Origin of the sequence: Salipiger sp. IMCC34102, from assembly GCF_004145405.1 — a bacterium.
In the GTDB taxonomy this organism is placed as follows: Bacteria; Pseudomonadota; Alphaproteobacteria; order Rhodobacterales; family Rhodobacteraceae; genus Loktanella.
Map to the genome: position 1 here is coordinate 811,031 of NZ_SELQ01000001.1, position 20,478 is coordinate 831,508.

Consider the following 20,478-nt stretch of genomic DNA (forward strand, 5'->3'; position numbering starts at 1 on the left):
CGTTACAGGTCCATCAGCAGGCGACGGGGATCTTCCAACGCCTCTTTCACGCGTACGAGGAAGGTGACCGCGCCCTTGCCGTCGACGATGCGGTGATCGTAGGACAGGGCCAGGTACATCATCGGGCGGATCTTGATCTCTCCGTTCACGACCATGGGGCGGTCCTGGATCTTGTGCATGCCCAGGATGCCGGACTGCGGCGGGTTCAGGATGGGCGAGGACATGAGCGAGCCGTAGACGCCGCCGTTCGAGATCGTGAAGGTGCCGCCCTGCATGTCGGCCATCGACAGCTTGCCGTCGCGGGCCTTCTGGCCGGCCTCGTTGATCGCCTTCTCGATGCCGGCGAAGGACATCTGGTCGGCGTCCTTCAGGACCGGCACGACGAGGCCCGTGGGGGTGCCCACGGCGATGCCCATGTTGACGTAGTTCTTGTAGACGACGTGATCGCCGTCGATCTCGGCGTTGACGTCGGGGACTTCGTTCAGGGCGTGGATGCAGGCCTTGGTGAAGAAGGACATGAAGCCCAGCTTCACGCCGTGCTTCTTGAGGAACAGGTCCTTGTACTCGTTCCGCAGGTCCATGATCGCGCCCATGTCCACCTCGTTGTAGGTGGTCAGCATGGCGGCGGTGTTCTGCGCCTCCTTCAGGCGGCGGGCGATGGTCTGGCGCAGGCGGGTCATCTTGACCCGCTCCTCGCGGTCGGCCTGATCGACGGCACGCGGGGCGGCGGGGGCGGGCTTGGGCGCATCCTTGGGCTTGGACAGCGCGGAAAGCACGTCGTCCTTCATGATGCGGCCGTCCTTGCCGGTGCCTTTCACGTCATTGCGGGACAGATCGTTCTCGGCCATCAGCTTCTTGGCAGAGGGGGCATCCTCGGGGTCGCGCGGCTTCATCTCCTCGGGGCCGGCGTTCACCGTATCGGTGCCGCCATCCGCGGGGCTGTCGGTGGGCGCATCGCCGTCGTAGCTGTCGTCGACCTGGTCGGCGTCTTCCTTGCTCTCGTCGGCCTTCGCGTCCGCCTTCGGTGCATCGGCCTTGGTCGAGGAGACCTCGCCCTCGCCGATCTGCGCCAGCAGGGCGTCGACGCCGACCGTCTCGCCTTCGGCTGCGACGATCTCGGACAGGGTGCCGGCGGCGGGCGAGGGAACCTCGACCGTCACCTTGTCGGTTTCCAGCTCGCAGAGCATCTCGTCGACCTCGACGGCGTCGCCGGGCTGCTTGAACCAGGTGGCGACGGTGGCCTCGGTGACGGATTCGCCAAGGGTGGGGACGCGGACTTCGGTGCTCATTTCTGGGATCCTTGAAGGTTCAGGGCTTCGGCGACGAGAGACGCCTGGGTGGCCTTGTGCTGGCTGGCCAGACCCGTCGCGGGGCTGGCGGATGTGGCGCGGCCCACGTAGGCGGGGCGCGTGTGCTTGGCCTTGATCCGGCCCAAGCACCATTCGAGGTTGGGTTCCATGAAGGTCCAGGCGCCCTGGTTCTTGGGCTCTTCCTGGCACCAGATCATCTCGGCCCCCTTGAACCGCTCCAGCTCGTTCACGGCGGACTGGGCGGGGAAGGGATAGAACTGCTCGAAGCGCAGGATGTAGGTGTTGTCCAGACCAGCTTCGTCACGCGCTTCCAGCAGGTCGTAGTAGACCTTGCCGGAACACATCACGACGCGTTCGATCTGGTCGTCGGGCTTCAGCGTCAGGTCCGAATGGCCCTTCTGCGCATCGTCCCAGAGCACGCGGTGGAAGCTCGATCCGGTGGTAAAATCCTCGGCATCCGACACGGCCAGCTTGTGGCGCAACAGCGACTTCGGCGTCATCAGGATCAGCGGCTTGCGGAAGCTGCGGTGCAACTGACGGCGCAGCAGGTGGAAGTAGTTGGCGGGCGTCGTGCAGTTGGCGACGATCCAGTTGTCGTTGCCGCACATCTGCAGGAACCGTTCCAGGCGGGCGCTGGAGTGTTCCGGCCCCTGGCCTTCGTAGCCGTGCGGCAGCAGGCAGACGAGGCCCGACATCCGCAGCCACTTCGCCTCACCCGAGCTGATGAACTGGTCGAACATGATCTGCGCGCCGTTGGCGAAATCGCCGAACTGCGCTTCCCACAGCGTCAGCGCATCGGGTTCGGCAAGACTGTAGCCGTATTCGAAGCCGAGCACCGCGTATTCCGACAGCATCGAGTCGATGGCTTCGTACTGCGCCTGACCTTCGCGGATATGGTTGAGCGGGAAATAGCGATCCTCGGTTTCCTGGTCGATCAACGCAGAATGCCGCTGGCTGAACGTGCCTCTCGTGCTGTCCTGCCCCGCGAGGCGCACCGGATAGCCTTCGGTCAGCAGGGAGCCGAAGGCCAGCGCCTCGCCGGTGGCCCAGTCAAAGCCGGTGCCGGTCTCGAACATCTCCTGCTTGGCCTTCATCAGCCGGTCGATGGTGCGGTGCGTGTTGAAGCCGTCGGGGGCCTTCACCAGCGCCTTGCCGATCTCCCCCATCGTCTCGGGCTCGATCGCGGTGGCACCGCGCTGGTAGTTCTCCTTGTCGCGGGCAAGCCCCGACCAGCGGCCGTCCAGCCAGTCGGCCTTGTTGGGCTTGTAGTCCTTCCCGGCTTCGAACTCCTCGTTGAGATGCGCCTGGAAGGCGGCCTTCATCTCGTCGACCTCGCCCTCGGGGACCAGGTCGTCCTTTACCAGACGCTCGGTGTATAGCGTCAGGGTGGTCTTCTGCTTCTTGATCTTCTTGTACATCACCGGGTTGGTGAACATCGGCTCGTCGCCTTCGTTGTGACCGAAGCGGCGGTAGCAGATGATGTCGAGCACCACGTCCTTGTGGAACTTCTGGCGGAACTCAGTGGCGATGCGGGCCGCGTGGACGACCGCTTCCGGATCGTCGCCGTTCACGTGGAAGATCGGTGCCTCGACCATCAGCGCGATATCGGTGGGATAAGGCGACGTGCGCGAGAAGTGCGGAGAGGTGGTGAAACCGATCTGGTTGTTCACGACGATATGCATGGTCCCGCCGGTGCGGTGTCCGCGAATGCCCGACATCTGGAAGCCCTCGGCCACCACGCCCTGGCCCGCGAAGGCCGCGTCGCCGTGCAGCAGCACGCCCATGACCTTGGTGCGGTCCGTGTCGTTGCGCTGGGCCTGCTTGGCGCGCACCTTGCCAAGCACGACGGGGTTCACCGCCTCCAGGTGGCTGGGGTTCGCGGTCAGCGACAGGTGCACCTCGTTGCCGTCGAACTCCCGGTCCGAAGAGGCGCCCAGGTGATACTTCACGTCGCCGGAGCCTTCGACGTCCTCTGGCTTGAAGCTGCCGCCTTGAAACTCGTTGAAGATCGCGCGATAGGGCTTGCCCATCACGTTGGCGAGGACCGACAGGCGGCCACGGTGCGGCATGCCGATGACGATTTCTTCCAGGCCCATCTGGCCGCCGCGCTTGATGATCTGCTCCATCGCGGGGATCAGCGATTCCCCCCCGTCGAGGCCGAAGCGCTTGGTGCCCATGTATTTGACGTGCAGGAACTTCTCGAAGCCTTCCGCCTCGACCAGCTTGTTCAGGATCGCCTTGCGACCGTTCTGGGTGAAGGTGATCTCCTTGCCCAGCCCCTCGATCCGCTCCTTCAGCCAGGCGGCCTCGTCCGGGTTCGAGATGTGCATGTACTGCAGCGCAAAGGGGCCGCAGTAGGTGCGCTTCACGATGGCCATGATCTCGGTCATCGTGGCGACTTCGAGACCCAGTACGTTGTCGATGAAGATCGGACGATCCATGTCCGCGGCCTTGAACCCGTAAGACGCGGGATCCAGTTCCGGGTGCGGTGCGTTCGAGCGCATGCCAAGGGGATCGAGATCGGCGATCAGGTGGCCGCGGATGCGATAGGCACGGATGATCATCAACGCGCGGATCGAATCGAGCACCGCCGCGCGCAGCTGGCCTTCGGTCAGGGTGGCGCCCTTCTCGGCGGCCTTCGCCTCGATCTTCTTGGCGGCCGCGGCGGGTTCGGTCGTCCATTGACCGTCCATCGCCGCGGTGAGGTCGTCGTTGGGGATGGGGGGCCAGTCGGGCCGCGCCCAGGAGGGGCCCGCCGCCTCGGCCGAGGCATCCTCGGCGTCGCCCAGCGACTTGAAGAAGGTCCGCCAGCTTTCGTCGACCGCCCCTTCGTCCTGCGCGTAACGGGCGTAAAGCTGTTCGACGTATTCGGCGTTGTGGCCCTGCAGGAAGCTGGAGCCGTGGAAGACGTCGTTGGAGGATTGCTCGGTCATCTCGTCACCTGACGGTCGGGCGGGCGGTCCCGCCTGTGGAGGTCGGGGCGGGCGCCTGTCGCCCGCCCCCGTTGCTCAGTTCTTGTCGATCGCTTCTAGGACCGCTTCGCCCAAAGAGGCGGGGCTTTCGGCGACCACGATCCCGGCGGATTTCATCGCCTCGATCTTGCTTTCCGCGTCGCCCTTGCCGCCCGCGACGATGGCGCCCGCGTGGCCCATGCGGCGGCCCGGGGGGGCGGTGCGGCCCGCGATGAAGCCGGCGGTGGGTTTCCAGCGGCCCTTCTTGCGCTGTTCGGCCAGGAACTCGGCGGCCTCTTCCTCGGCGGAGCCGCCGATCTCGCCGATCATGATGATCGACTGCGTCTCGTCGTCGTCGAGGAACATGTCGAGGATGTCGATATGCTCGGTCCCCTTGATCGGATCACCGCCGATGCCGACGGCGGTCGACTGGCCCAGGCCGCTGTCGGAGGTCTGCTTGACCGCCTCGTAGGTCAGCGTGCCGGAGCGGCTGACGACGCCGACGGACCCGCGCGAGTGGATGTGGCCCGGCATGATGCCGATCTTGCAGGCACCGGGCGTGATGACGCCGGGGCAGTTCGGTCCGATCAACCGGCTGGAGGAGCCGTCGAGCGCGCGCTTCACACGCATCATGTCCAGCACGGGAATGCCTTCGGTGATGCAGATGATCAGTTCGATCTGCGCGTCGATCGCCTCCAGGATGGAATCGGCGGCGAAGGGGGGCGGCACGTAGATGACGCTGGCGTTGGCCTCGGTCTTGGCGCGCGCCTCGTGGACGCTGTTGAAGACCGGCAGATCGAGGTGCGTCTGCCCGCCTTTGCCGGGGGTGACGCCGCCCACCATCTTGGTGCCGTAGGCAATGGCCTGCTCGGTGTGGAACGTGCCCTGCGAGCCGGTGAGGCCCTGGCAGATCACGCGGGTGTTTTCGTCGACGAGAATGGCCATTTCTGTGTCCTTGCAGTCGGTGTTGGACGGCGTCCGTCAGGCGGCCGCGGTCAGTTCATTTTGGTCCCCTCGAGCGCGGGATCGACGTCGATGATGGCGTCGTCGTTGTCGCGTTCGGAGGCCGAGGTTCCGGGGATGACGGGGCCCGACAGGATCGTGTCGGGGCGCGCGTCGGGTTGCGAAGCTACGTTGTCGCAGGCGGTCAGAAGGGCGCCGGCGGCGATCAGGGTCAGCAATTTCATGGCTTGGTCCTTTCCAGAGTTACCAGGGTCATGAACGCATCGGACGGCGCTTGGGTCCGTCCGCTGAGGTCTCCGGCCACGCGGCCCGACACGCGGGTCGGCCGGAGACCCGTTGCTTGGCCTAGCCCTTCACCGCCTTCACGATCTTCTGCGCGCCGTCCTTGAGGTCGTCGGCGGCGATCACGTCGAGGCCGGAGTTCTGGATGATCTCCTTGCCCTTCTCGACGTTCGTGCCTTCGAGGCGCACGACCAAAGGGACCTTCAACCCGACCTCCTTCACCGCGGCGATGACGCCTTCGGCGATGACGTCGCAGCGCATGATACCACCGAAGATGTTGACCAGGATCCCCTTCACGTTCGGATCAGAGGTGATGATCTTGAAGGCTTCCGTCACCTTCTCCTTCGTGGCACCGCCGCCCACGTCGAGGAAGTTCGCAGGCTCCGCCCCGTAGAGCTTGATGATATCCATCGTCGCCATCGCGAGGCCCGCGCCGTTGACCATGCAGCCGATCTCGCCGTCGAGCGCGATGTAGTTCAGATCGTACTTGGAGGCCTGAAGTTCCTTGGCATCCTCCTCGGTCTCGTCGCGCAGGGCGGCGACGTCGGAGTGGCGATAGATCGCGTTGCCATCGAAGCTGACCTTGGCGTCGAGCACCTTCAGATCGCCCTTGTCGGTCACGATCAGGGGGTTGATCTCCAGCATCTCCATGTCCTTCTCGACGAAGGCCTTGTAGAGAATGCCCATCAGTTGCACGCATTGCTTCACCTGCGCGCCTTCCAGGCCCAGCGCGAAGGCCACGCGGCGGCCGTGGAACGGCTGGTAGCCGGACGCGGGGTCGACGGTAAAGTTCAGGATCTTCTCGGGCGTCTTGTCGGCGACTTCCTCGATGTCCATGCCGCCTTCGGTCGAGCAGACGAACCCGATGCTGGAGGTCGCGCGATCGACCAGCAGGGCGAGGTAGAGCTCACGCTCGATGTCGCTTCCGTCCTCGATGTAGATGCGGTTGACCTGCTTGCCCGCGGGGCCGGTCTGGTGCGTGACCAGTGTGCGACCCAGCATCTTCTTGGCTTCCTCGGCGGCCTCCTCGACCGACTTGGCCAGGCGCACACCGCCCTTTTCGCCGGCGTCGGCTTCCTTGAAGCTGCCCTTGCCGCGGCCGCCCGCGTGGATCTGGGCCTTCACGACCCAAAGCGGTCCGTCCAGTTCTCCGGCGGCGGTCTTGGCCTCTTCGGCGCGGGTGACGGGGCGACCGTCGCTGACCGGGGCGCCGTACTGACGCAACAGGGCCTTGGCCTGATATTCGTGGATGTTCATCGCGCGTCCTTCGTCTGGATCAGTTTGTCGCAGAGTTGCACATAGGGCACCGAACCTGAACGGCCCATGAAGATCAACCGGCGGAAATCCGACATATGTGATCACGGCGGAAATTCGCGTGATCACATTACTGGTCGGCGTGTCGATCTACCGTATGCGACGGCCTTGCTTTTGCCGCTATTGCGGGCGCTTGCGCGTGAAAGAGTCGTGGAAAGCGCGCCGGAACTGGTGGGGGAGCGGGCCGTTTCTCCATCCTCCCGAAGTCCTTTGTCCCTCTCGGTGGAACGCAAGTACCGGACACGAAAAAGCGCGCCGGACCTCGCGATCCGGCGCGCTCATGTCGATGTCACGGCCCCGCGAAGGGGTGCCGCTGAATTGGATATCAGGCCAACGAGGCGTCGATCTCCTTGCAGGCCGCGACGAGACCCTTCACCGCATCGACGGACTTGTCGAACATCGCCTGCTCTTCCTTGTTCATCTTGATCTCGACCACGCGCTCGATGCCCTTGGCACCGATCACGGTCGGCACGCCGACATAGAAGCCGTCGAGACCGTAGGCGCCCTCCACATGGGCGGCACAGGGCAGCACGCGCTTCTGGTCCTTGAGGTAGGCCTCGGCCATCTCGATCGCGGATTGCGCGGGGGCGTAGAAAGCGGACCCGGTCTTGAGCAGGCCCACGATCTCTGCGCCGCCGTCACGGGTGCGCTGGACGATGGCGTCCATCTTTTCCTGCGTCGTCCAGCCCATCTCGACCAGATCGGGCAGGGGGATGCCGGCGACGGTGGAATAGCGCGTCAGCGGCACCATCGTGTCGCCATGGCCGCCCAGCACGAAGGCCGTGACGTCGCGCATGGAGACCTTGAATTCCTCCGCCAGGAAGTGACGGAAACGCGCGCTGTCCAGAACGCCCGCCATGCCGCAGACCTTGGCGTGCGGCAGGCCGGAGAATTCGCGCAGCGCCCAGACCATCGCGTCCAGCGGGTTGGTGATGCAGATCACGAAGGCGTCGGGGGCGTGTTCCTTGATGCCCTCGCCCACGGATTTCATGACCTTCAGGTTGATGCCCAGCAGGTCGTCGCGGCTCATCCCCGGCTTGCGGGGGACACCGGCGGTGACGATGCAGACATCCGCGCCCGCGATGTCGGCGTAATCGTTGGTGCCCTTGAACGAGCCGTCGAACTTGCCCGAGGGGCCGGATTCGGCGATATCCAGGGCCTTGCCCTGCGGCGCGCCTTCGGCGATGTCGAAGAGGACGACGTCGCCCAGTTCCTTGACGGCGGCGAGGTGGGCGAGCGTTCCGCCGATCTGTCCGGCGCCGATCAGTGCAATCTTGGGTCTGGCCATGGAAGTGGGTCCTGTCATGTGTAACCTTCGCGCCGGAGTAGTCCTTTGGGCGGCCTCCTGCAAGGGCGTGCCCCGCAGGGCCACGGCGCAGCGGGCGCTAACGGTAATGATTTCAGCAAGGTAGGTCCCGGACGATGAGCCCTCTCGATCCCGCATTCTACATCATCGCCATTCCCGCGGTGATCTTCGCCGGGGTCTCGAAGGCGGGATTCGGCTCGGGCGCGTCCTTCGTCTCGGCGGCGGCGCTGGCGCTCTTCATCGATCCCGGCCTCGCACTCGGGATCATGTTGCCGCTCTTGATGCTGGTCGACGTGGCGTCGCTGCGCCCCTACTGGCGCAAATGGGACGCGCCCGCCGCCCGCGGTCTGATCACCGGGGCCGTGCCGGGGGTGGCCGTTGCGGCGCTGGTCTACACGGTGGTGGACGACGACGCGATCCGCATTTTGATCGGGACGATCTGCATCGCCTTCGTCGCCTACCAGTGGGCGCGCGCCGCGGGCGTGCTGCGCGTCGGCAATTTCCGCTTCTCGCGCCCCTGGGCCTGGGTTGCGGGTGCGGCGGCGGGGTTCACCAGTTTCGTCAGCCACGCGGGCGGTCCGCCGGTCGCGGTCTTCACGCTTGGGTTGGGTATGGAGAAGACGCGTTACCAGGCCACGAGCATCATCACCTTCTGGGCGATCAACCTGCTGAAATTCGTGCCCTACGTCTTTTTGGGGATCTTCACGCAGGCGACCTTGCTGGCCGATCTGATCCTGGCCCCGTTCGCGCTTCTGGGGGCCTGGCTGGGCGTCAAGGCACATCACATGGTGTCCGAGCGCTTCTTCTTCGGTCTGACATACACCCTGCTGGTGGCAACGGGGATCCGGCTTTTCTGGCTGGCGCTCACATGAAAAGGGCCGCTCCCGAAGGAGCGGCCCAGATCTCGTTCGAGACGCAGCGATTACATATCGCCTTCGTACTCTTCCATCGCTTCCAGCTGCTCTTCGGTTTCCTGCACGAAGACACGGATGTCTTCGCCATCGACCTGCTGCATCAGCGTGACGGTGTCGAATGCAAGGGCAACCGGCTTTTCACCGATGCCGAGGAAGCCGCCCACGTCGATGATGACGTCGGTGATCTGGCCTTCGGCGGTCACGACGAAGTCGTTGATGTTGCCAAGCTCGTTCATGTCACCACCGTAGACCGCGGCTCCCTGGATCTGCTCGACGGTCGCGCCTTCCGAGGACATCTCGGCGTAGCCTTCCATCGGGGAGATCATGCCGGCTTCGTCGGTCATGGTGCCGTCGTCCATCATGGCGCCGTCATCCGCAACCGTGCCGCCGGTGGCCATTCCGTCGTCGTCCATCATGGTGCCGTCGTCGGTCATCGCGCCGTCATCGGTCATGGTCGAGTCTTCCTCGACCATCGCACCGTCGTCGGTCATGGTCGTATCTTCTTCGGCCATCGCGCCGTCGTCGGTCATGGTCTCTTCTTCGGCCATGGCACCGTCATCGGTCATCGCGTCCGTGTCGGACATCTCTTCGTCTTCGACCGTCAGCTCGCCTTCTGCAGCGGCTTCACCTTCGGGCTCGACGGGCTCGATCTCCTGGACCGTTTCACCGTCTTCGGTTTCGGTCATCTCGGCATCGGTGTCCGTCTCGGTCGTGGTTTCGGTCTGAGCGATGGCGCCGCTGGCAATCAGCATCGCGATCGCGGTGGAGGAAATAAGGGTTTTCATTTTAACAACCTTCTCTTCATGTTACGAGAAAACCTCCCAGTCTTCCCATCTGGCCAGTCAACTTTCGATGCGGTCGAATGGTTGCATGGACAAATGATGACACACGCTCGGATAGGCGGGTTTTGGCCCATGGCGCCGGCAAACCGCTTACGCACAGGGTCATTCGTTTGGGGTTGAACAATCCGGTCGGGGCGTGCCATCAAAACGCAATAATATTGCGAGGCGACCCATGACCACCCGACCGACCCGATCCGCTCTCTATATACCGGGCTCGAAACCGCGTGCGCTGGACAAGGCGCGGGGGCTGCCCTGCGATGCCATCCTGTTCGACCTTGAGGATGCCGTCGCACCGGATGCGAAGGTCGGCGCGCGCGGCACCTTGGCAGAGGCGCTCGAAGAGGGTGGTTACGGCGCGCGTTTGCGGTTGGTTCGGATCAACGGGTTCGACACCGACTGGGGGCGGGACGACGCGGCGACCTTTGCAAGGGCGCCCTGCGACGGGCTTCTGATCCCGAAGGTCGACGGGCCCGCCGACCTCGACGCCGTGGCGGAGGTCGCGCCGGACCTCGCGCTTTGGGCGATGATCGAGACCCCCCTGGGCGTGTTGAACGCCCAGACGATCTGCGCCCACCGCAGGTTGGAGGGGATCGTGATGGGGACGAACGATCTGGCCAAGGATCTGACCGCCTGGGGCCGCGGCGGTCTGCGCACCGCGCTGCAACACAGCCTGCTGGCCGCGCGCGCCGCCGGAATCGTGGCCATCGACGGGGTCTATAACGCCTATACCGACGAGGACGGCCTGCGTGCCGAATGTGAAGATGGGCGTGACACGGGCTTCGACGGCAAGTCCCTGATCCATCCCGCGCAGATCGCCGTCGCCAACGCCGCCTTCGGTCCGACCGAGGAAGAGATCACGCTCGCCCGCCGCCAGATCGAGGCCTTCGATGCCGCAGTGGCCGATGGGCAGGGGGTCGCCGTCCTCGACGGGCGCATCGTGGAGAACTTGCATATCGTCACGGCCCGCGCGACCTTGGCGAAAGCCCAAGCGATCGCTGAACTGGAGCGCTCATGATCCTTCTCCTTCTCGGACTGGCCCTGTGGTCCGGCGTGCACCTGTGGAAGCGGGTGGCACCCGCGCATCGCGCGCGTTTCGGTGATCGCGGCAAGCTGGTCGTCGCCATCGGCAGCGTCCTTGGGATCGTTCTGATGGTCCTGGGCTACCGCGCGGCCGAAGGGGCGGTCTACTGGGGCCGGACCCCGGCCATGACGGGCATCAACAACCTTCTCGTGCTACTGGCCTTCTACCTCTTCGCCGCTTCGGGCAAGAAGACCCGCGTCACCCGCTGGATCCGCCACCCGCAGTTGACCGGCGTCCGCGTCTGGGCTGTGGCCCACCTGCTGGTGAACGGCGACGTGCCGTCCTTCGTGCTCTTCGGGGGGCTGCTGATCTGGGCGCTGGCGGAAATAGCGTTGATCAACCGTGCCGAGGGCGCGCGCGGGGCCTATCACGCGCCGCCGATCAAGTCCGAATGGATCGCGATCGCGGCGACCCTTGTCCTTTATATCGTCGTCGCCGGGATCCACGCCTGGCTCGGCTACAATCCGTTTGGGTGATCTGATGAGCAAACTCTTCCGTTTTCTGACCGAGGACGACACCTCGGCCTTCTGCCATAAGGTTTCGGAAGCCCTGTCGAAGGGCTGGGAGCTGTACGGCACGCCCACCTACGCCTTCGACGAGGCCAATGGCGTGATGCGCTGCGGACAGGCCGTGACCAAGGAGGTCGAGGCCGATTACGACCCCGACATGAAGCTGGGCCAACAGTGAGCAAGACCAACGCGGGCCGGTTCTTCGAGGATTACGCGGTCGGTGACGTCATCGAACACGCCGTCCCGCGCACCGTCACCTCGGGCGAGCGGGCGCTCTACCACGCGCTCTATCCCGCGCGGCATGCGCTGCATTCGGCGGATACCTTCGCGCAAGGCTGTGGTCTGCCTGCAAGCCCGCTGGACGACCTGGTGGCCTTCCACACGGTCTTCGGCAAGACCGTGCCGGACGTGTCGCTGAACGCGGTGGCCAACCTTGGCTACGCGGAGGGGCGCTTTCTCGCCCCGCTCTGGCCCGGTGACACGATCACCGCCACGTCCGAGGTCATCGGCATCAAGCAGAATTCCAACGGCAAGAGCGGCGTCGTCTGGGTCCGGACAACGGGCCGCAACCAGCACGGAACCGAGGTGCTGTCCTACGTCCGTTGGGTCATGGTGCGGAAGCGCGGAGACGGGCCCGCCCCGGATCCGGTCATCCCGACGCTCTCGAAGGCGGTCGCCGCGACCGACCTTGCTGTTCCCGATGGCCTCGACTTCACCGACTACGACTTCATCCGCGCGGGGGAGCCGCACCGCCTTGGCGACTATGCCGTGGGAGAGATCATCGACCACGTCGACGCGGTCACCATCGAGGAGGCCGAGCACATGCTGGCCACCCGTCTGTGGCAGAACACCGCCAAGGTGCATTTCGATGCGACCCACCGCGCCGACGGCAAGCGGTTGATCTACGGGGGCCATGTCATCAGCCTCGCGCGCGCCCTGTCGTTCAACGGGCTGGCCAACGCGCAGATGATCGTCGCGATCAACGCGGGCGCCCATGCCAACCCCTGCTTCGCCGGCGACACCGTCCGCGCCTGGTCGCAGGTGCTGGACACCGCCCGTACCCCGGCCCCCGGGGTTGGCGTGATCCGGCTGCGACTGGTGGCGACGAGGGGGGCAGCCGGGGCCTTGCGTTCGGACGATGGCACGTACCTGAGCGAGGTTCTGCTGGACCTCGACTATTGGGCGCTGATGCCGGTCTGAGCGCGCAATCGACACGATCCGTCCTGCCCGGACGGGCTTGCGATCACACCGCCGAAAAATGTGATCACCTAATGCGCGAATACCGCCGCTGCGACGGTTTAACCGGGTGTTTTCGGCACCGCGCCCCGTGACACCGTCGTGGCGATGGTGCAGAACATGGTCCAACGCCGCCGTGCAGGGGCGAAGGCACGATCAAGGGAGCCGCTTCATGTCCAAAGCCAATCCGGGCAATCGCCCGCTTTCGCCGCATCTGACGATCTACCGTCCGCAATGGACCTCGATGACCTCGATCTTCACGCGGATCACCGGCAACGCGCTGATCGTGGCGGCCCTCATGATCGTCTGGTGGTTCATCGCCGCCGCGACCGGGCCGGAGGCTTTCGCCGCCGCCGACGGCTTCATCACCAGCTGGTTCGGCGATCTGGTGATGTTCCTGTCGATGGCAGCGCTTTGGTATCACACGCTGGCGGGCGTCCGTCACCTGATCTGGGACCAGGGGCACATGCTTGAGGTCGACAAGGCGGAGACCGCCGGCCAGGCGATGGTCCTGGTCGCGGTGCTGCTGACCATCTTCACCGCAATCGTGATCTGAGGGGGATCGTCATGGCCTATCTGACCGCTCGCAAACGCGCCACGGGGCACGGATCCGCCCGTTCCGGCACCCAGCATCACTGGCGGATGCAGGTGTCTTCCGTCGCACTGCTAATCCTGATCCCCTGCTTCGTCTTCACCTTCGGCGCGATCTACGGCGCGCCCTACGAGGAAGTCGTGGCCTATTACCAGCGCCCGTTCCCTTCGATCGTCGCCGCCCTGACGCTGGCCGTCGGCTTCCTGCACTTCCGCGGCGGGGTCCAGACCCTGATCGAGGACTACGTCCACGGCGCGCTGAAAGCCCCCCTGATCGTCGCGATGATCTGCCTGAGCTACGCCGCGGCCGCCGCCGGCGTGCTGGCCGTCGTGCGCCTTGCCCTTTGACCCGGAGCTGATCCAATGGCTGCCTACGAATACGAGACCCATACCTTCGATGCCATCGTCGTCGGCGCCGGAGGCTCCGGCCTGCGCGCGACCCTTGGCCTTGCCGAACAGGGGCTGAAGACCGCCTGTATCTCGAAGGTGTTCCCGACCCGCTCGCACACGGTTGCAGCGCAGGGCGGCATTGCCGCGTCGCTGTCGAACATGGGCCCCGACCACTGGCAGTGGCATATGTACGACACGGTGAAGGGCTCCGACTGGCTGGGCGACACCGATGCGATGGAATACCTCGCCCGCGAGGCGCCCAAGGCGGTTTACGAGCTGGAGCACTACGGCGTGCCGTTCTCGCGCACCGAGGAAGGCAAGATCTACCAGCGCCCCTTCGGTGGCCACACGACCGAGTTTGGGGAAGGCCCGCCCGTGCAGCGCACCTGCGCCGCCGCCGACCGCACCGGCCACGCGATCCTGCACACGCTCTACGGTCAGTCGCTGAAGGAAAAGGCCGAGTTCTACATCGAGTACTTCGCCACCGACCTCATCATGTCCGAAGACGGGGTCTGCCAGGGCGTCATGGCCTGGAAACTGGACGACGGCACGCTGCACCTCTTCAGCGCCAAGACCACCGTTCTGGCAACCGGCGGATATGGCCGCGCCTATTTTTCGGCGACCTCCGCGCATACCTGCACCGGCGACGGTGGCGGCATGGTCGCGCGTCAGGGCCTGCCCCTGCAGGACATGGAATTCGTGCAGTTCCACCCCACCGGCATCTACGGCGCAGGCTGCCTGATCACCGAAGGCGCGCGGGGCGAGGGCGGCTATCTCACGAACTCCGAAGGCGAGCGGTTCATGGAGCGCTATGCGCCGACCTACAAGGACCTCGCGTCGCGTGACGTGGTCAGCCGCTGCATGACGATGGAGATCCGCGAAGGCCGCGGTGTCGGCCCCAAGAAGGACCACATCCACCTGAACCTCAATCACCTGCCGCCGGAGACACTGGACCTGCGCCTGCCCGGGATCACAGAATCCGCGCGCATCTTCGCGGGCGTGGACCTGACCAAGGAACCGATTCCGGTTCAGCCCACGGTGCATTACAACATGGGCGGCATCCCCACGAACTACTGGGGCGAGGTGCTGAACCCCACCGAAGAGAACCCCGATGCCATCGTGCCGGGCCTGATGGCCGTGGGCGAGGCGGGCTGTGCCTCGGTCCACGGGGCGAACCGTCTGGGTTCGAACTCTCTGATCGACCTCGTGGTCTTCGGACGCGCGGCGGCGATCAAGGCGGGCGAGGTCGTGGACCGCAATTCCGCCAACCCGACGCCCAACAAGGCCAGCGTGGAGTATGCGCTGGATCGCTTCGACAAGGTGCGCCACGCCGACGGCGGCACCCCCACGGCCGAGTTGCGCGCGGAAATGCAGAACGCCATGCAGGCCGACGCCGCCGTGTTCCGCACCGACAAGACGCTGGCCGAAGGGGTCGAGACGATGACGGAGGTCGCCGCGAAACTCGACGATCTGCACGTCACCGACCGCAGCCTCATCTGGAACACAGACCTGATGGAAAGCCTCGAGCTGACCAACCTGATGCCCAATGCCCTGGCCACCATCGTCAGCGCAGAGGCGCGCAAGGAAAGCCGCGGCGCCCACGCGCACGAGGACTACCCCGAGCGCGACGATACCAACTGGCGCAAGCACTCTCTCGCAAAGGTGACGGGCAACAAGACCGACTTGTACTATCGTCCAGTCCACATGGATCCCCTGACGACCGAAGGTGAGGGCGGAATCGACATGAGCAAGATTGCTCCGAAGAAGCGGGTTTACTGATGCGTTACGCGCTCCTTGCGTTCGGCCTGCTGGCGGCCTGCGGTCCCCCGCGGCCCCTGACCCCGTTCGAGGTCGAGGCGCGCTGTCAGGACCGCGCCGCCCGTGCCGCCGCCCCCACGGGCGCCGTCGCAGTCGGCGTGTCGAGCAACCGGGGCGTGCAGACCGGGATCTCCATCGGGATCACCGACGATTTCATCCGGGGCCGCGATCCGGCCCTCGTCTACGCCGAATGCTACACCGAATTGACCGGGTCCGCGCCGCTCGCCCGGCCCGATCCCGCAACAGAGGACCTGTGACATGGTTGAACTGACCCTGCCCAAGAACAGCCGCATGGTGACGGGCAAGACCTGGCCGAAGCCCCAAGGGGCGACCAACACCAAGAAGGTGCAGGTCTACCGCTACAATCCCGACGACGGCAAGAATCCCCGGATCGACACCTACCACGTCGATCTGGATACCTGCGGGCCGATGGTCCTGGACGCCCTGATCAAGATCAAGACCGACATCGACCCCACCCTCGCCTTCCGCCGGTCCTGCCGTGAAGGGATTTGCGGATCCTGTTCGATGAACATCGACGGCGTGAACACCCTGGCCTGCATCCGCGGGCTGGATGAGAGCGCGGGCGACATCAAGATCTATCCGCTGCCGCACATGCCGGTCATCAAGGACTTGATCCCGGATCTGACGCATTTCTATGCGCAGCACGCCTCGATCATGCCCTGGCTGGAAACCAAGACCAATGCGCCCGCCAAGGAATGGCGCCAGTCGATCGAGGATCGCGAGAAGCTGGACGGCCGCTACGAGTGCATCATGTGCGCCTGCTGCTCGACGGCCTGCCCGTCCTACTGGTGGAACCAGGACCGCTTCCTCGGGCCGGCCGCCCTTCTGGCCGCGCACCGCTGGATCGTCGACAGTCGCGACGAGGCGACGGGCGAGCGCCTGGACGACCTCGAGGATCCGTTCAAGCTTTACCGCTGCCATACGATCATGAACTGCGCCAAGACCTGCCCGAAGGGGTTGAACCCGGCAAAGGCGATCGCCGAGATCAAGCACATGATGGTCGAGCGGATCGTCTGATCGGTCGAAGGCGGTAGCGATTCGCCCAGCCGGAATGCCGCCTGCCGGTGGCATGCCTCCGGCGGGAGTTTAACTGGCCAGATGAAACCGGATCGTGGCGAGAGAAGGGATACGTCGCTCCGTCGGGGCGGCGTTTTCGTTTGCGGGCTTGGGGAAATGCGCAGGGCGGCGACTGGATTGGCGCCGCCCTTGGTTTAGTCACGCAATCGCGCGCCCGGTCTTCAGGAGAAGGCCGCTTCCAGCGCGATTTCGACCATGTCGCCGAAAGTCCGCTCGCGCTGGTCGCTGGGCAGGGCCTCGCCGCTGATGATGTGATCGCTGACCGTCATGACCGCCAGCGCCCGCCGTTTGTAGCGCGCGGCCAAGATGTAAAGCTCCGCGGCTTCCATCTCCACCGCGAGGACACCGTGGCGAATCATTTGCTCGGTCAGGTCGTTGCGCTCGGAATAGAAAGTGTCCGAGGAGTAGATCGAGCCCACGTGGGTGGTGGCGTCGCGACCCTGGGCCGCGGCGTGCGCGGCCTGGAGCAGGCCGAAGTCGCAATGGGGCGCGTAGTCGATTTCCTTGAAGATCGTCTTGGACGGCGTGCCGGTCGAGGTCGCGGTCATCGCCAGCACCACGTCGCGGACCTTCACGTGGTCCTGCATCGCGCCGCAGCTGCCGATTCGGATCAGGGTCTGCGCATCGTATTCCTTGATCAGCTCGTTGGCGTAGATCGACATGGAGGGCATTCCCATGCCCGAGCCCATGATCGTCACGCGATTACCGTTCCACGTGCCCGTGAAACCCAGCATGCCGCGGACTTCGTTGATGCACTTCGCGTCGGTCAGGTACGTCTCCGCTGCCCATTTCGCGCGGTAGGGGTCGCCCGGCATCAGGACGGTTTCGGCGATATCGCCGGGTTTGGCGGCAATGTGAGGGGTCATGGGTTTTTCCTTTTCCGTTTGCCGCTACTATTGGCCAAAGCCCGAAGAAAGAAAAGCGATGCGCGTCCTCGTTATCCTGTTGTCGGCCATTGGCCTCGTTGGTCCGGCCGGGGCTCAATCGGTGGAAGAAGTCGACCTTGCCCAGAAGACCCTGGCCCGCCTGCAGGAGCCGTCCTTCCGCAAGCGGCGGGAGCATTGTGGATTCATCGGATACGACGACAAGGGGAAGCTCAAGGCGACGCCCGCCGTGGAAGGAACGATGGACAGTTGCGCAGCACCCTACCCGACGGACCTTGCCGTTACCGCGTCCTATCACACCCACGGCGCCTTCGATGAAGGGTATTACAACGAGTTGCCCAGCACGATCGATGTCGACGGCGACGCTGGGGCCTTCCTGAATGGGTATGTCGCCACACCCGGCGGCCGATTCTGGATCGTCTCGGGGCGGAACCGCAGCGCGCATCTGATCTGCGGGATCGGCTGCCTGCCGGTGGCGCCGGGCTTTCGCAAAGGTCTGACCGGCGAGATCCTCGATGGATATTCCTTCGAGGATCTCGAGCGGGCCCTGGGGTATTAGATTGCCATCGACGCGGGATCGGCACCGTTTTCGATCGCGGTCTTGTACCAGTCGGGCTGACGGCCCTTGCCGGTCCAGGTCTGGTCGGCATTGTCGGGGTTGCGATACTTGGGCGCCGATTTCGTGCCCGCCGCTTTCCTGGGGGCCAATTCGGTGACTTCCTTCAGCGAATAGCCGTATTCGGCGGCAGCTCTGGCAGCGGCTTCCTGCGCCATTTTCAACTCACGCGAGGCGACGTTCTCGAGTGCCTTGTCGACATCCTTGCGCAGTTTTTCCAGTTCCTTGCGCGACATGTCCTTGAGGTTGATATCCATGGTTGTGTCCTTTTGCGGCCTGAATGAGGCATCTATATACCTCCTATGGGGTAAACAAGCCGTCGAGGCAATAGACCCTATTCAGCCGCGATTTCCCGCGCTTCCACGAGAGAAACGATATCATCCATAATCTGATTAATCTGGAAATCCTTCGGCGTGTAGATTCGTACCACCTCTAGTTGTAAAAGCCTTTCCCTGTCTGCTTCGGGAATGATCCCACCTGCAATGACCGGAATATGGCCCAAACCGGCCTCGTGCAATTTGCGCATGAATTTCTCTATGAGTGGCACGTGGGAGCCCGACAGGATCGACAGGCCGATCACGTGGGCCGCATCCTTGCGCGCGGCGGCAACCAGTTCGTCCGGGGTCAGGCGGATGCCTTCGTACGAGATGTCCATTCCGCAGTCGCGCGCGCGGGCGGCAATCTGCTCGGCCCCGTTGGAATGACCGTCGAGGCCGGGTTTGCCGACCAGGAACTTCAATCGACGCCCCAGCTTGTGGGACACCGCGTCGACGCGCGCCCGAAGATCGTCCAGCCCTTCTGTCCGGTTGGAGCGGTTTGCGCTGACGCCGGTCGGCGCGCGGAACTGACCGAAGACCTCTCGCACCACGTCGGCCCATTCGCCGGTCGTGACGCCCGCTTTCGCAGCGGCGATGGAGGGCGGCATAATGTTCGACCCATCCCGCGCCGCCCGGCGCAGATCGTCGAGCGCCGTGGCCACGGCCTGCGCGTCCCGGTTGCCTTTCCATGCGCTGAGTCGGCGCAACTGATCGGCCTCGGCGTCAGGATCCGCCGTCATGATCGCGCCGTCGCCTGCCGTAAGGGGGGAAGGTTCCCCGGTCTGCCAGGCGTTCACGCCGACGACCGTGGTGGATCCTGCCTCGATCCCGTCGATCCGGGCGGCATTGCTGTCGACGAGGCGGCTTTTCATGTAGCCGATCGCCTCGACCGCGCCTCCCATGGCGTCGATCTGCGCCAGCTCGGCGCGCGCCCCTTCTTTCAGCGCCGCGACCTTGCGCTCGATCGCGGGATTGCCGTCGAACAGGTCGTCGTAGTCCAGAAGGTCCGTCTCGTAGGCCAGGATCTGCTGCATCCGAAGCGACCATTGCTGGTCCCAAGGGCGCGGCAGACCCAGCGCCTCGTTCCAGGCAGGCAATTGCACGGCCCGGGCGCGGGCGTTCTTCGACAGGGTGACGGCCAGCATCTCGATCAGGATGCGGTAGACGTTGTTTTCGGGCTGCTGCTCGGTCAGGCCGAGCGAGTTGACCTGCACCCCGTAGCGAAAGCGGCGATAGCGCGCATCCTCGACCCCGTAGCGATCGCGGCAGATTTCGTCCCACAATTCGACGAATGCGCGCATCTTGCACAATTCGGTCACGAAACGGATGCCGGCATTCACGAAGAACGAGATTCGCCCGACCATTTGCGGAAAATGTTCCGCCGGGACCTTGTCGCGCAAATCGTCGAGAACTGCCGTGGCGGTTGCAAGGGCGAATGACAATTCCTCTTCCGGTGTCGCGCCCGCTTCCTGCAAATGGTAGGAACAGACATTCATCGGGTTCCATTTCGGCAGGTATTCGCGGGTATAGGCCGCGACATCGGTAATCATTCGCAAGGATGGGGCCGGCGGGCAGATATAAGTACCGCGCGAAAGGTATTCCTTGATCAGATCGTTCTGCACGGTCCCTTGAAGGGCCCTTACGTCGGCACCCTGTTCCTCGGCTACCGCGATGTAGAGCGCCAGCAACCAGGGCGCTGTCGCGTTGATCGTCATCGACGTGTTCATCCGCTCGAGCGGTATCTCGTCGAAGAGGGCGGCCATGTCACCCATGTGACAAACCGGGACGCCCACCTTGCCGACCTCGCCGACCGCGAGTTCGTGGTCACTGTCGTAACCGGTCTGCGTGGGAAGGTCGAAGGCGACGGAGAGGCCTGTCTGCCCTTTTTCGAGGTTGGTCCGATAGAGCGCGTTGGACGCCTTCGCCGTCGAGTGGCCGGCATAGGTACGAAACAACCAGGGACGATCGGGCATGGCGGAATCCATTGCGTAATTTTATTTCAACTATGAACTGATATTCGACACAATAAGCCCAGGTCAAGTCGCCGCATCGCAGC

At 64.5% G+C, this 20,478-nt stretch carries 21 protein-coding genes; 11 read left to right on the forward strand and 10 right to left on the reverse strand.

From position 1 onward, the window contains the following. Positions 1–2 precede the first annotated feature (2 nt). The 6 genes from odhB to mdh all read right to left on the reverse strand — a co-directional run bounded on the left by odhB (position 3) and on the right by mdh (position 8,108). Positions 3–1,289 carry a 2-oxoglutarate dehydrogenase complex dihydrolipoyllysine-residue succinyltransferase gene (gene odhB, locus EU805_RS04085; protein ID WP_129762641.1) on the reverse strand — a complete coding sequence of 429 codons (1,287 nt, stop codon included), beginning with the start codon at positions 1,287–1,289 and terminating at the stop codon, positions 3–5. Further along, the gene (locus EU805_RS04090; protein WP_129762642.1) at positions 1,286–4,243 is read right to left on the reverse strand and encodes a 2-oxoglutarate dehydrogenase E1 component; all 2,958 of its coding nucleotides are present in this window, start codon (positions 4,241–4,243) and stop codon (positions 1,286–1,288) included. The genes odhB and EU805_RS04090 overlap by 4 nt, the downstream gene beginning before the upstream one ends. 75 nt (positions 4,244–4,318) lie before the next feature. Next, positions 4,319–5,206, reverse strand: coding sequence for a succinate--CoA ligase subunit alpha (sucD, locus tag EU805_RS04095; protein ID WP_129762643.1), 888 nt, complete (start codon positions 5,204–5,206; stop codon positions 4,319–4,321). A 50-nt stretch (positions 5,207–5,256) separates the two neighbouring features. Then, positions 5,257–5,448, reverse strand: a complete 192-nt coding sequence (locus EU805_RS04100; RefSeq protein WP_129762644.1) for a hypothetical protein — start codon at positions 5,446–5,448, stop codon at positions 5,257–5,259. A gap of 121 nt (positions 5,449–5,569) precedes the next feature. Continuing rightward, entirely contained in the window at positions 5,570–6,763 is a 1,194-nt protein-coding gene (gene sucC / locus EU805_RS04105; protein WP_129762645.1) for an ADP-forming succinate--CoA ligase subunit beta, read from the reverse strand. A 382-nt stretch (positions 6,764–7,145) separates the two neighbouring features. After that, positions 7,146–8,108 carry a malate dehydrogenase gene (mdh, locus tag EU805_RS04110; protein ID WP_129762646.1) on the reverse strand — a complete coding sequence of 321 codons (963 nt, stop codon included), beginning with the start codon at positions 8,106–8,108 and terminating at the stop codon, positions 7,146–7,148. Between the two features lie 134 nt (positions 8,109–8,242). Between mdh and EU805_RS04115 the strand changes: the two genes are divergently transcribed. Beyond that, positions 8,243–8,998, forward strand: a complete 756-nt coding sequence (locus EU805_RS04115; RefSeq protein ID WP_129762647.1) for a sulfite exporter TauE/SafE family protein — start codon at positions 8,243–8,245, stop codon at positions 8,996–8,998. 50 nt (positions 8,999–9,048) lie between these two features. Here EU805_RS04115 and EU805_RS04120 read toward each other — a convergent pair whose 3' ends face one another. Continuing rightward, the gene (locus EU805_RS04120; protein WP_129762648.1) at positions 9,049–9,825 is read right to left on the reverse strand and encodes a PRC-barrel domain-containing protein; all 777 of its coding nucleotides are present in this window, start codon (positions 9,823–9,825) and stop codon (positions 9,049–9,051) included. A 229-nt stretch (positions 9,826–10,054) separates the two neighbouring features. Between EU805_RS04120 and EU805_RS04125 the strand changes: the two genes are divergently transcribed. The 9 genes from EU805_RS04125 (at position 10,055) to EU805_RS04165 (ending at position 16,545) form a co-directional block, all read left to right on the forward strand. After that, entirely contained in the window at positions 10,055–10,897 is an 843-nt protein-coding gene (locus EU805_RS04125; RefSeq protein ID WP_129762649.1) for a CoA ester lyase, read from the forward strand. Further along, positions 10,894–11,439, forward strand: a complete 546-nt coding sequence (locus tag EU805_RS04130) for an NnrU family protein (protein WP_129762650.1) — start codon at positions 10,894–10,896, stop codon at positions 11,437–11,439. The genes EU805_RS04125 and EU805_RS04130 overlap by 4 nt, the downstream gene beginning before the upstream one ends. 4 nt (positions 11,440–11,443) lie before the next feature. Beyond that, positions 11,444–11,650, forward strand: coding sequence for a DUF1737 domain-containing protein (locus EU805_RS04135; RefSeq protein WP_129762651.1), 207 nt, complete (start codon positions 11,444–11,446; stop codon positions 11,648–11,650). Continuing rightward, positions 11,647–12,672, forward strand: coding sequence for a MaoC family dehydratase (locus EU805_RS04140; RefSeq protein ID WP_129762652.1), 1,026 nt, complete (start codon positions 11,647–11,649; stop codon positions 12,670–12,672). Before EU805_RS04135 ends, EU805_RS04140 begins: the two co-directional genes overlap by 4 nt. 208 nt (positions 12,673–12,880) lie before the next feature. Beyond that, a complete protein-coding gene (gene sdhC, locus EU805_RS04145) occupies positions 12,881–13,264 on the forward strand; it encodes a succinate dehydrogenase, cytochrome b556 subunit (protein WP_129762653.1) in 384 nt (127 codons plus the stop codon). An 11-nt stretch (positions 13,265–13,275) separates the two neighbouring features. Then, a complete protein-coding gene (gene sdhD, locus EU805_RS04150; RefSeq protein WP_129762654.1) occupies positions 13,276–13,647 on the forward strand; it encodes a succinate dehydrogenase, hydrophobic membrane anchor protein in 372 nt (123 codons plus the stop codon). A 15-nt stretch (positions 13,648–13,662) separates the two neighbouring features. Continuing rightward, positions 13,663–15,468 (forward strand): succinate dehydrogenase flavoprotein subunit, encoded by a 1,806-nt coding sequence (gene sdhA / locus EU805_RS04155; protein WP_129762655.1) that lies wholly within the window; start codon positions 13,663–13,665, stop codon positions 15,466–15,468. Continuing rightward, complete coding sequence (locus EU805_RS04160; protein WP_129762656.1) at positions 15,468–15,764, forward strand: hypothetical protein; 297 nt, start codon at positions 15,468–15,470, stop codon at positions 15,762–15,764. Before sdhA ends, EU805_RS04160 begins: the two co-directional genes overlap by 1 nt. Before the next feature lies 1 nt (position 15,765). Further along, positions 15,766–16,545, forward strand: a complete 780-nt coding sequence (locus EU805_RS04165) for a succinate dehydrogenase iron-sulfur subunit (protein WP_129762657.1) — start codon at positions 15,766–15,768, stop codon at positions 16,543–16,545. 221 nt (positions 16,546–16,766) lie between these two features. Here the strand turns inward: EU805_RS04165 and deoD are convergent, their stop codons facing one another. Further along, entirely contained in the window at positions 16,767–17,471 is a 705-nt protein-coding gene (deoD, locus tag EU805_RS04170; protein ID WP_129762658.1) for a purine-nucleoside phosphorylase, read from the reverse strand. 58 nt (positions 17,472–17,529) lie between these two features. Between deoD and EU805_RS04175 the strand changes: the two genes are divergently transcribed. Beyond that, positions 17,530–18,048, forward strand: coding sequence for a DUF4329 domain-containing protein (locus EU805_RS04175; RefSeq protein ID WP_165351880.1), 519 nt, complete (start codon positions 17,530–17,532; stop codon positions 18,046–18,048). Here EU805_RS04175 and EU805_RS04180 read toward each other — a convergent pair. Together EU805_RS04180 and EU805_RS04185 are read right to left on the reverse strand one after the other, a co-directional pair. Continuing rightward, the gene (locus EU805_RS04180) at positions 18,045–18,362 is read right to left on the reverse strand and encodes an H-NS family nucleoid-associated regulatory protein (RefSeq protein WP_129762660.1); all 318 of its coding nucleotides are present in this window, start codon (positions 18,360–18,362) and stop codon (positions 18,045–18,047) included. The genes EU805_RS04175 and EU805_RS04180 overlap by 4 nt on opposite strands. 77 nt (positions 18,363–18,439) lie before the next feature. Then, positions 18,440–20,407, reverse strand: coding sequence for a methylmalonyl-CoA mutase family protein (locus tag EU805_RS04185; RefSeq protein WP_129762661.1), 1,968 nt, complete (start codon positions 20,405–20,407; stop codon positions 18,440–18,442). Between the last annotated feature and the right edge of the window lie 71 nt (positions 20,408–20,478).

What these genes read in the sequence shown, in the direction of transcription:
- odhB (WP_129762641.1), bottom strand. Translation starts at nt 1,289, where the DNA reads ATGAGCACCGAAGTCCGCGTCCCCACCCTTGGCGAATCCGTCACCGAG.
- EU805_RS04130 (WP_129762650.1), top strand. Translation starts at nt 10,894, where the DNA reads ATGATCCTTCTCCTTCTCGGACTGGCCCTGTGGTCCGGCGTGCACCTG.
- EU805_RS04090 (WP_129762642.1), bottom strand. Translation starts at nt 4,243, where the DNA reads ATGACCGAGCAATCCTCCAACGACGTCTTCCACGGCTCCAGCTTCCTG.
- deoD (WP_129762658.1), bottom strand. Translation starts at nt 17,471, where the DNA reads ATGACCCCTCACATTGCCGCCAAACCCGGCGATATCGCCGAAACCGTC.
- EU805_RS04165 (WP_129762657.1), top strand. Translation starts at nt 15,766, where the DNA reads ATGGTTGAACTGACCCTGCCCAAGAACAGCCGCATGGTGACGGGCAAG.
- EU805_RS04120 (WP_129762648.1), bottom strand. Translation starts at nt 9,825, where the DNA reads ATGAAAACCCTTATTTCCTCCACCGCGATCGCGATGCTGATTGCCAGC.
- EU805_RS04135 (WP_129762651.1), top strand. Translation starts at nt 11,444, where the DNA reads ATGAGCAAACTCTTCCGTTTTCTGACCGAGGACGACACCTCGGCCTTC.
- EU805_RS04125 (WP_129762649.1), top strand. Translation starts at nt 10,055, where the DNA reads ATGACCACCCGACCGACCCGATCCGCTCTCTATATACCGGGCTCGAAA.
- EU805_RS04175 (WP_165351880.1), top strand. Translation starts at nt 17,530, where the DNA reads ATGCGCGTCCTCGTTATCCTGTTGTCGGCCATTGGCCTCGTTGGTCCG.
- EU805_RS04160 (WP_129762656.1), top strand. Translation starts at nt 15,468, where the DNA reads ATGCGTTACGCGCTCCTTGCGTTCGGCCTGCTGGCGGCCTGCGGTCCC.
- sucC (WP_129762645.1), bottom strand. Translation starts at nt 6,763, where the DNA reads ATGAACATCCACGAATATCAGGCCAAGGCCCTGTTGCGTCAGTACGGC.
- sdhD (WP_129762654.1), top strand. Translation starts at nt 13,276, where the DNA reads ATGGCCTATCTGACCGCTCGCAAACGCGCCACGGGGCACGGATCCGCC.
- sdhC (WP_129762653.1), top strand. Translation starts at nt 12,881, where the DNA reads ATGTCCAAAGCCAATCCGGGCAATCGCCCGCTTTCGCCGCATCTGACG.
- EU805_RS04185 (WP_129762661.1), bottom strand. Translation starts at nt 20,407, where the DNA reads ATGGATTCCGCCATGCCCGATCGTCCCTGGTTGTTTCGTACCTATGCC.
- sdhA (WP_129762655.1), top strand. Translation starts at nt 13,663, where the DNA reads ATGGCTGCCTACGAATACGAGACCCATACCTTCGATGCCATCGTCGTC.
- sucD (WP_129762643.1), bottom strand. Translation starts at nt 5,206, where the DNA reads ATGGCCATTCTCGTCGACGAAAACACCCGCGTGATCTGCCAGGGCCTC.
- EU805_RS04115 (WP_129762647.1), top strand. Translation starts at nt 8,243, where the DNA reads ATGAGCCCTCTCGATCCCGCATTCTACATCATCGCCATTCCCGCGGTG.
- mdh (WP_129762646.1), bottom strand. Translation starts at nt 8,108, where the DNA reads ATGGCCAGACCCAAGATTGCACTGATCGGCGCCGGACAGATCGGCGGA.
- EU805_RS04100 (WP_129762644.1), bottom strand. Translation starts at nt 5,448, where the DNA reads ATGAAATTGCTGACCCTGATCGCCGCCGGCGCCCTTCTGACCGCCTGC.
- EU805_RS04180 (WP_129762660.1), bottom strand. Translation starts at nt 18,362, where the DNA reads ATGGATATCAACCTCAAGGACATGTCGCGCAAGGAACTGGAAAAACTG.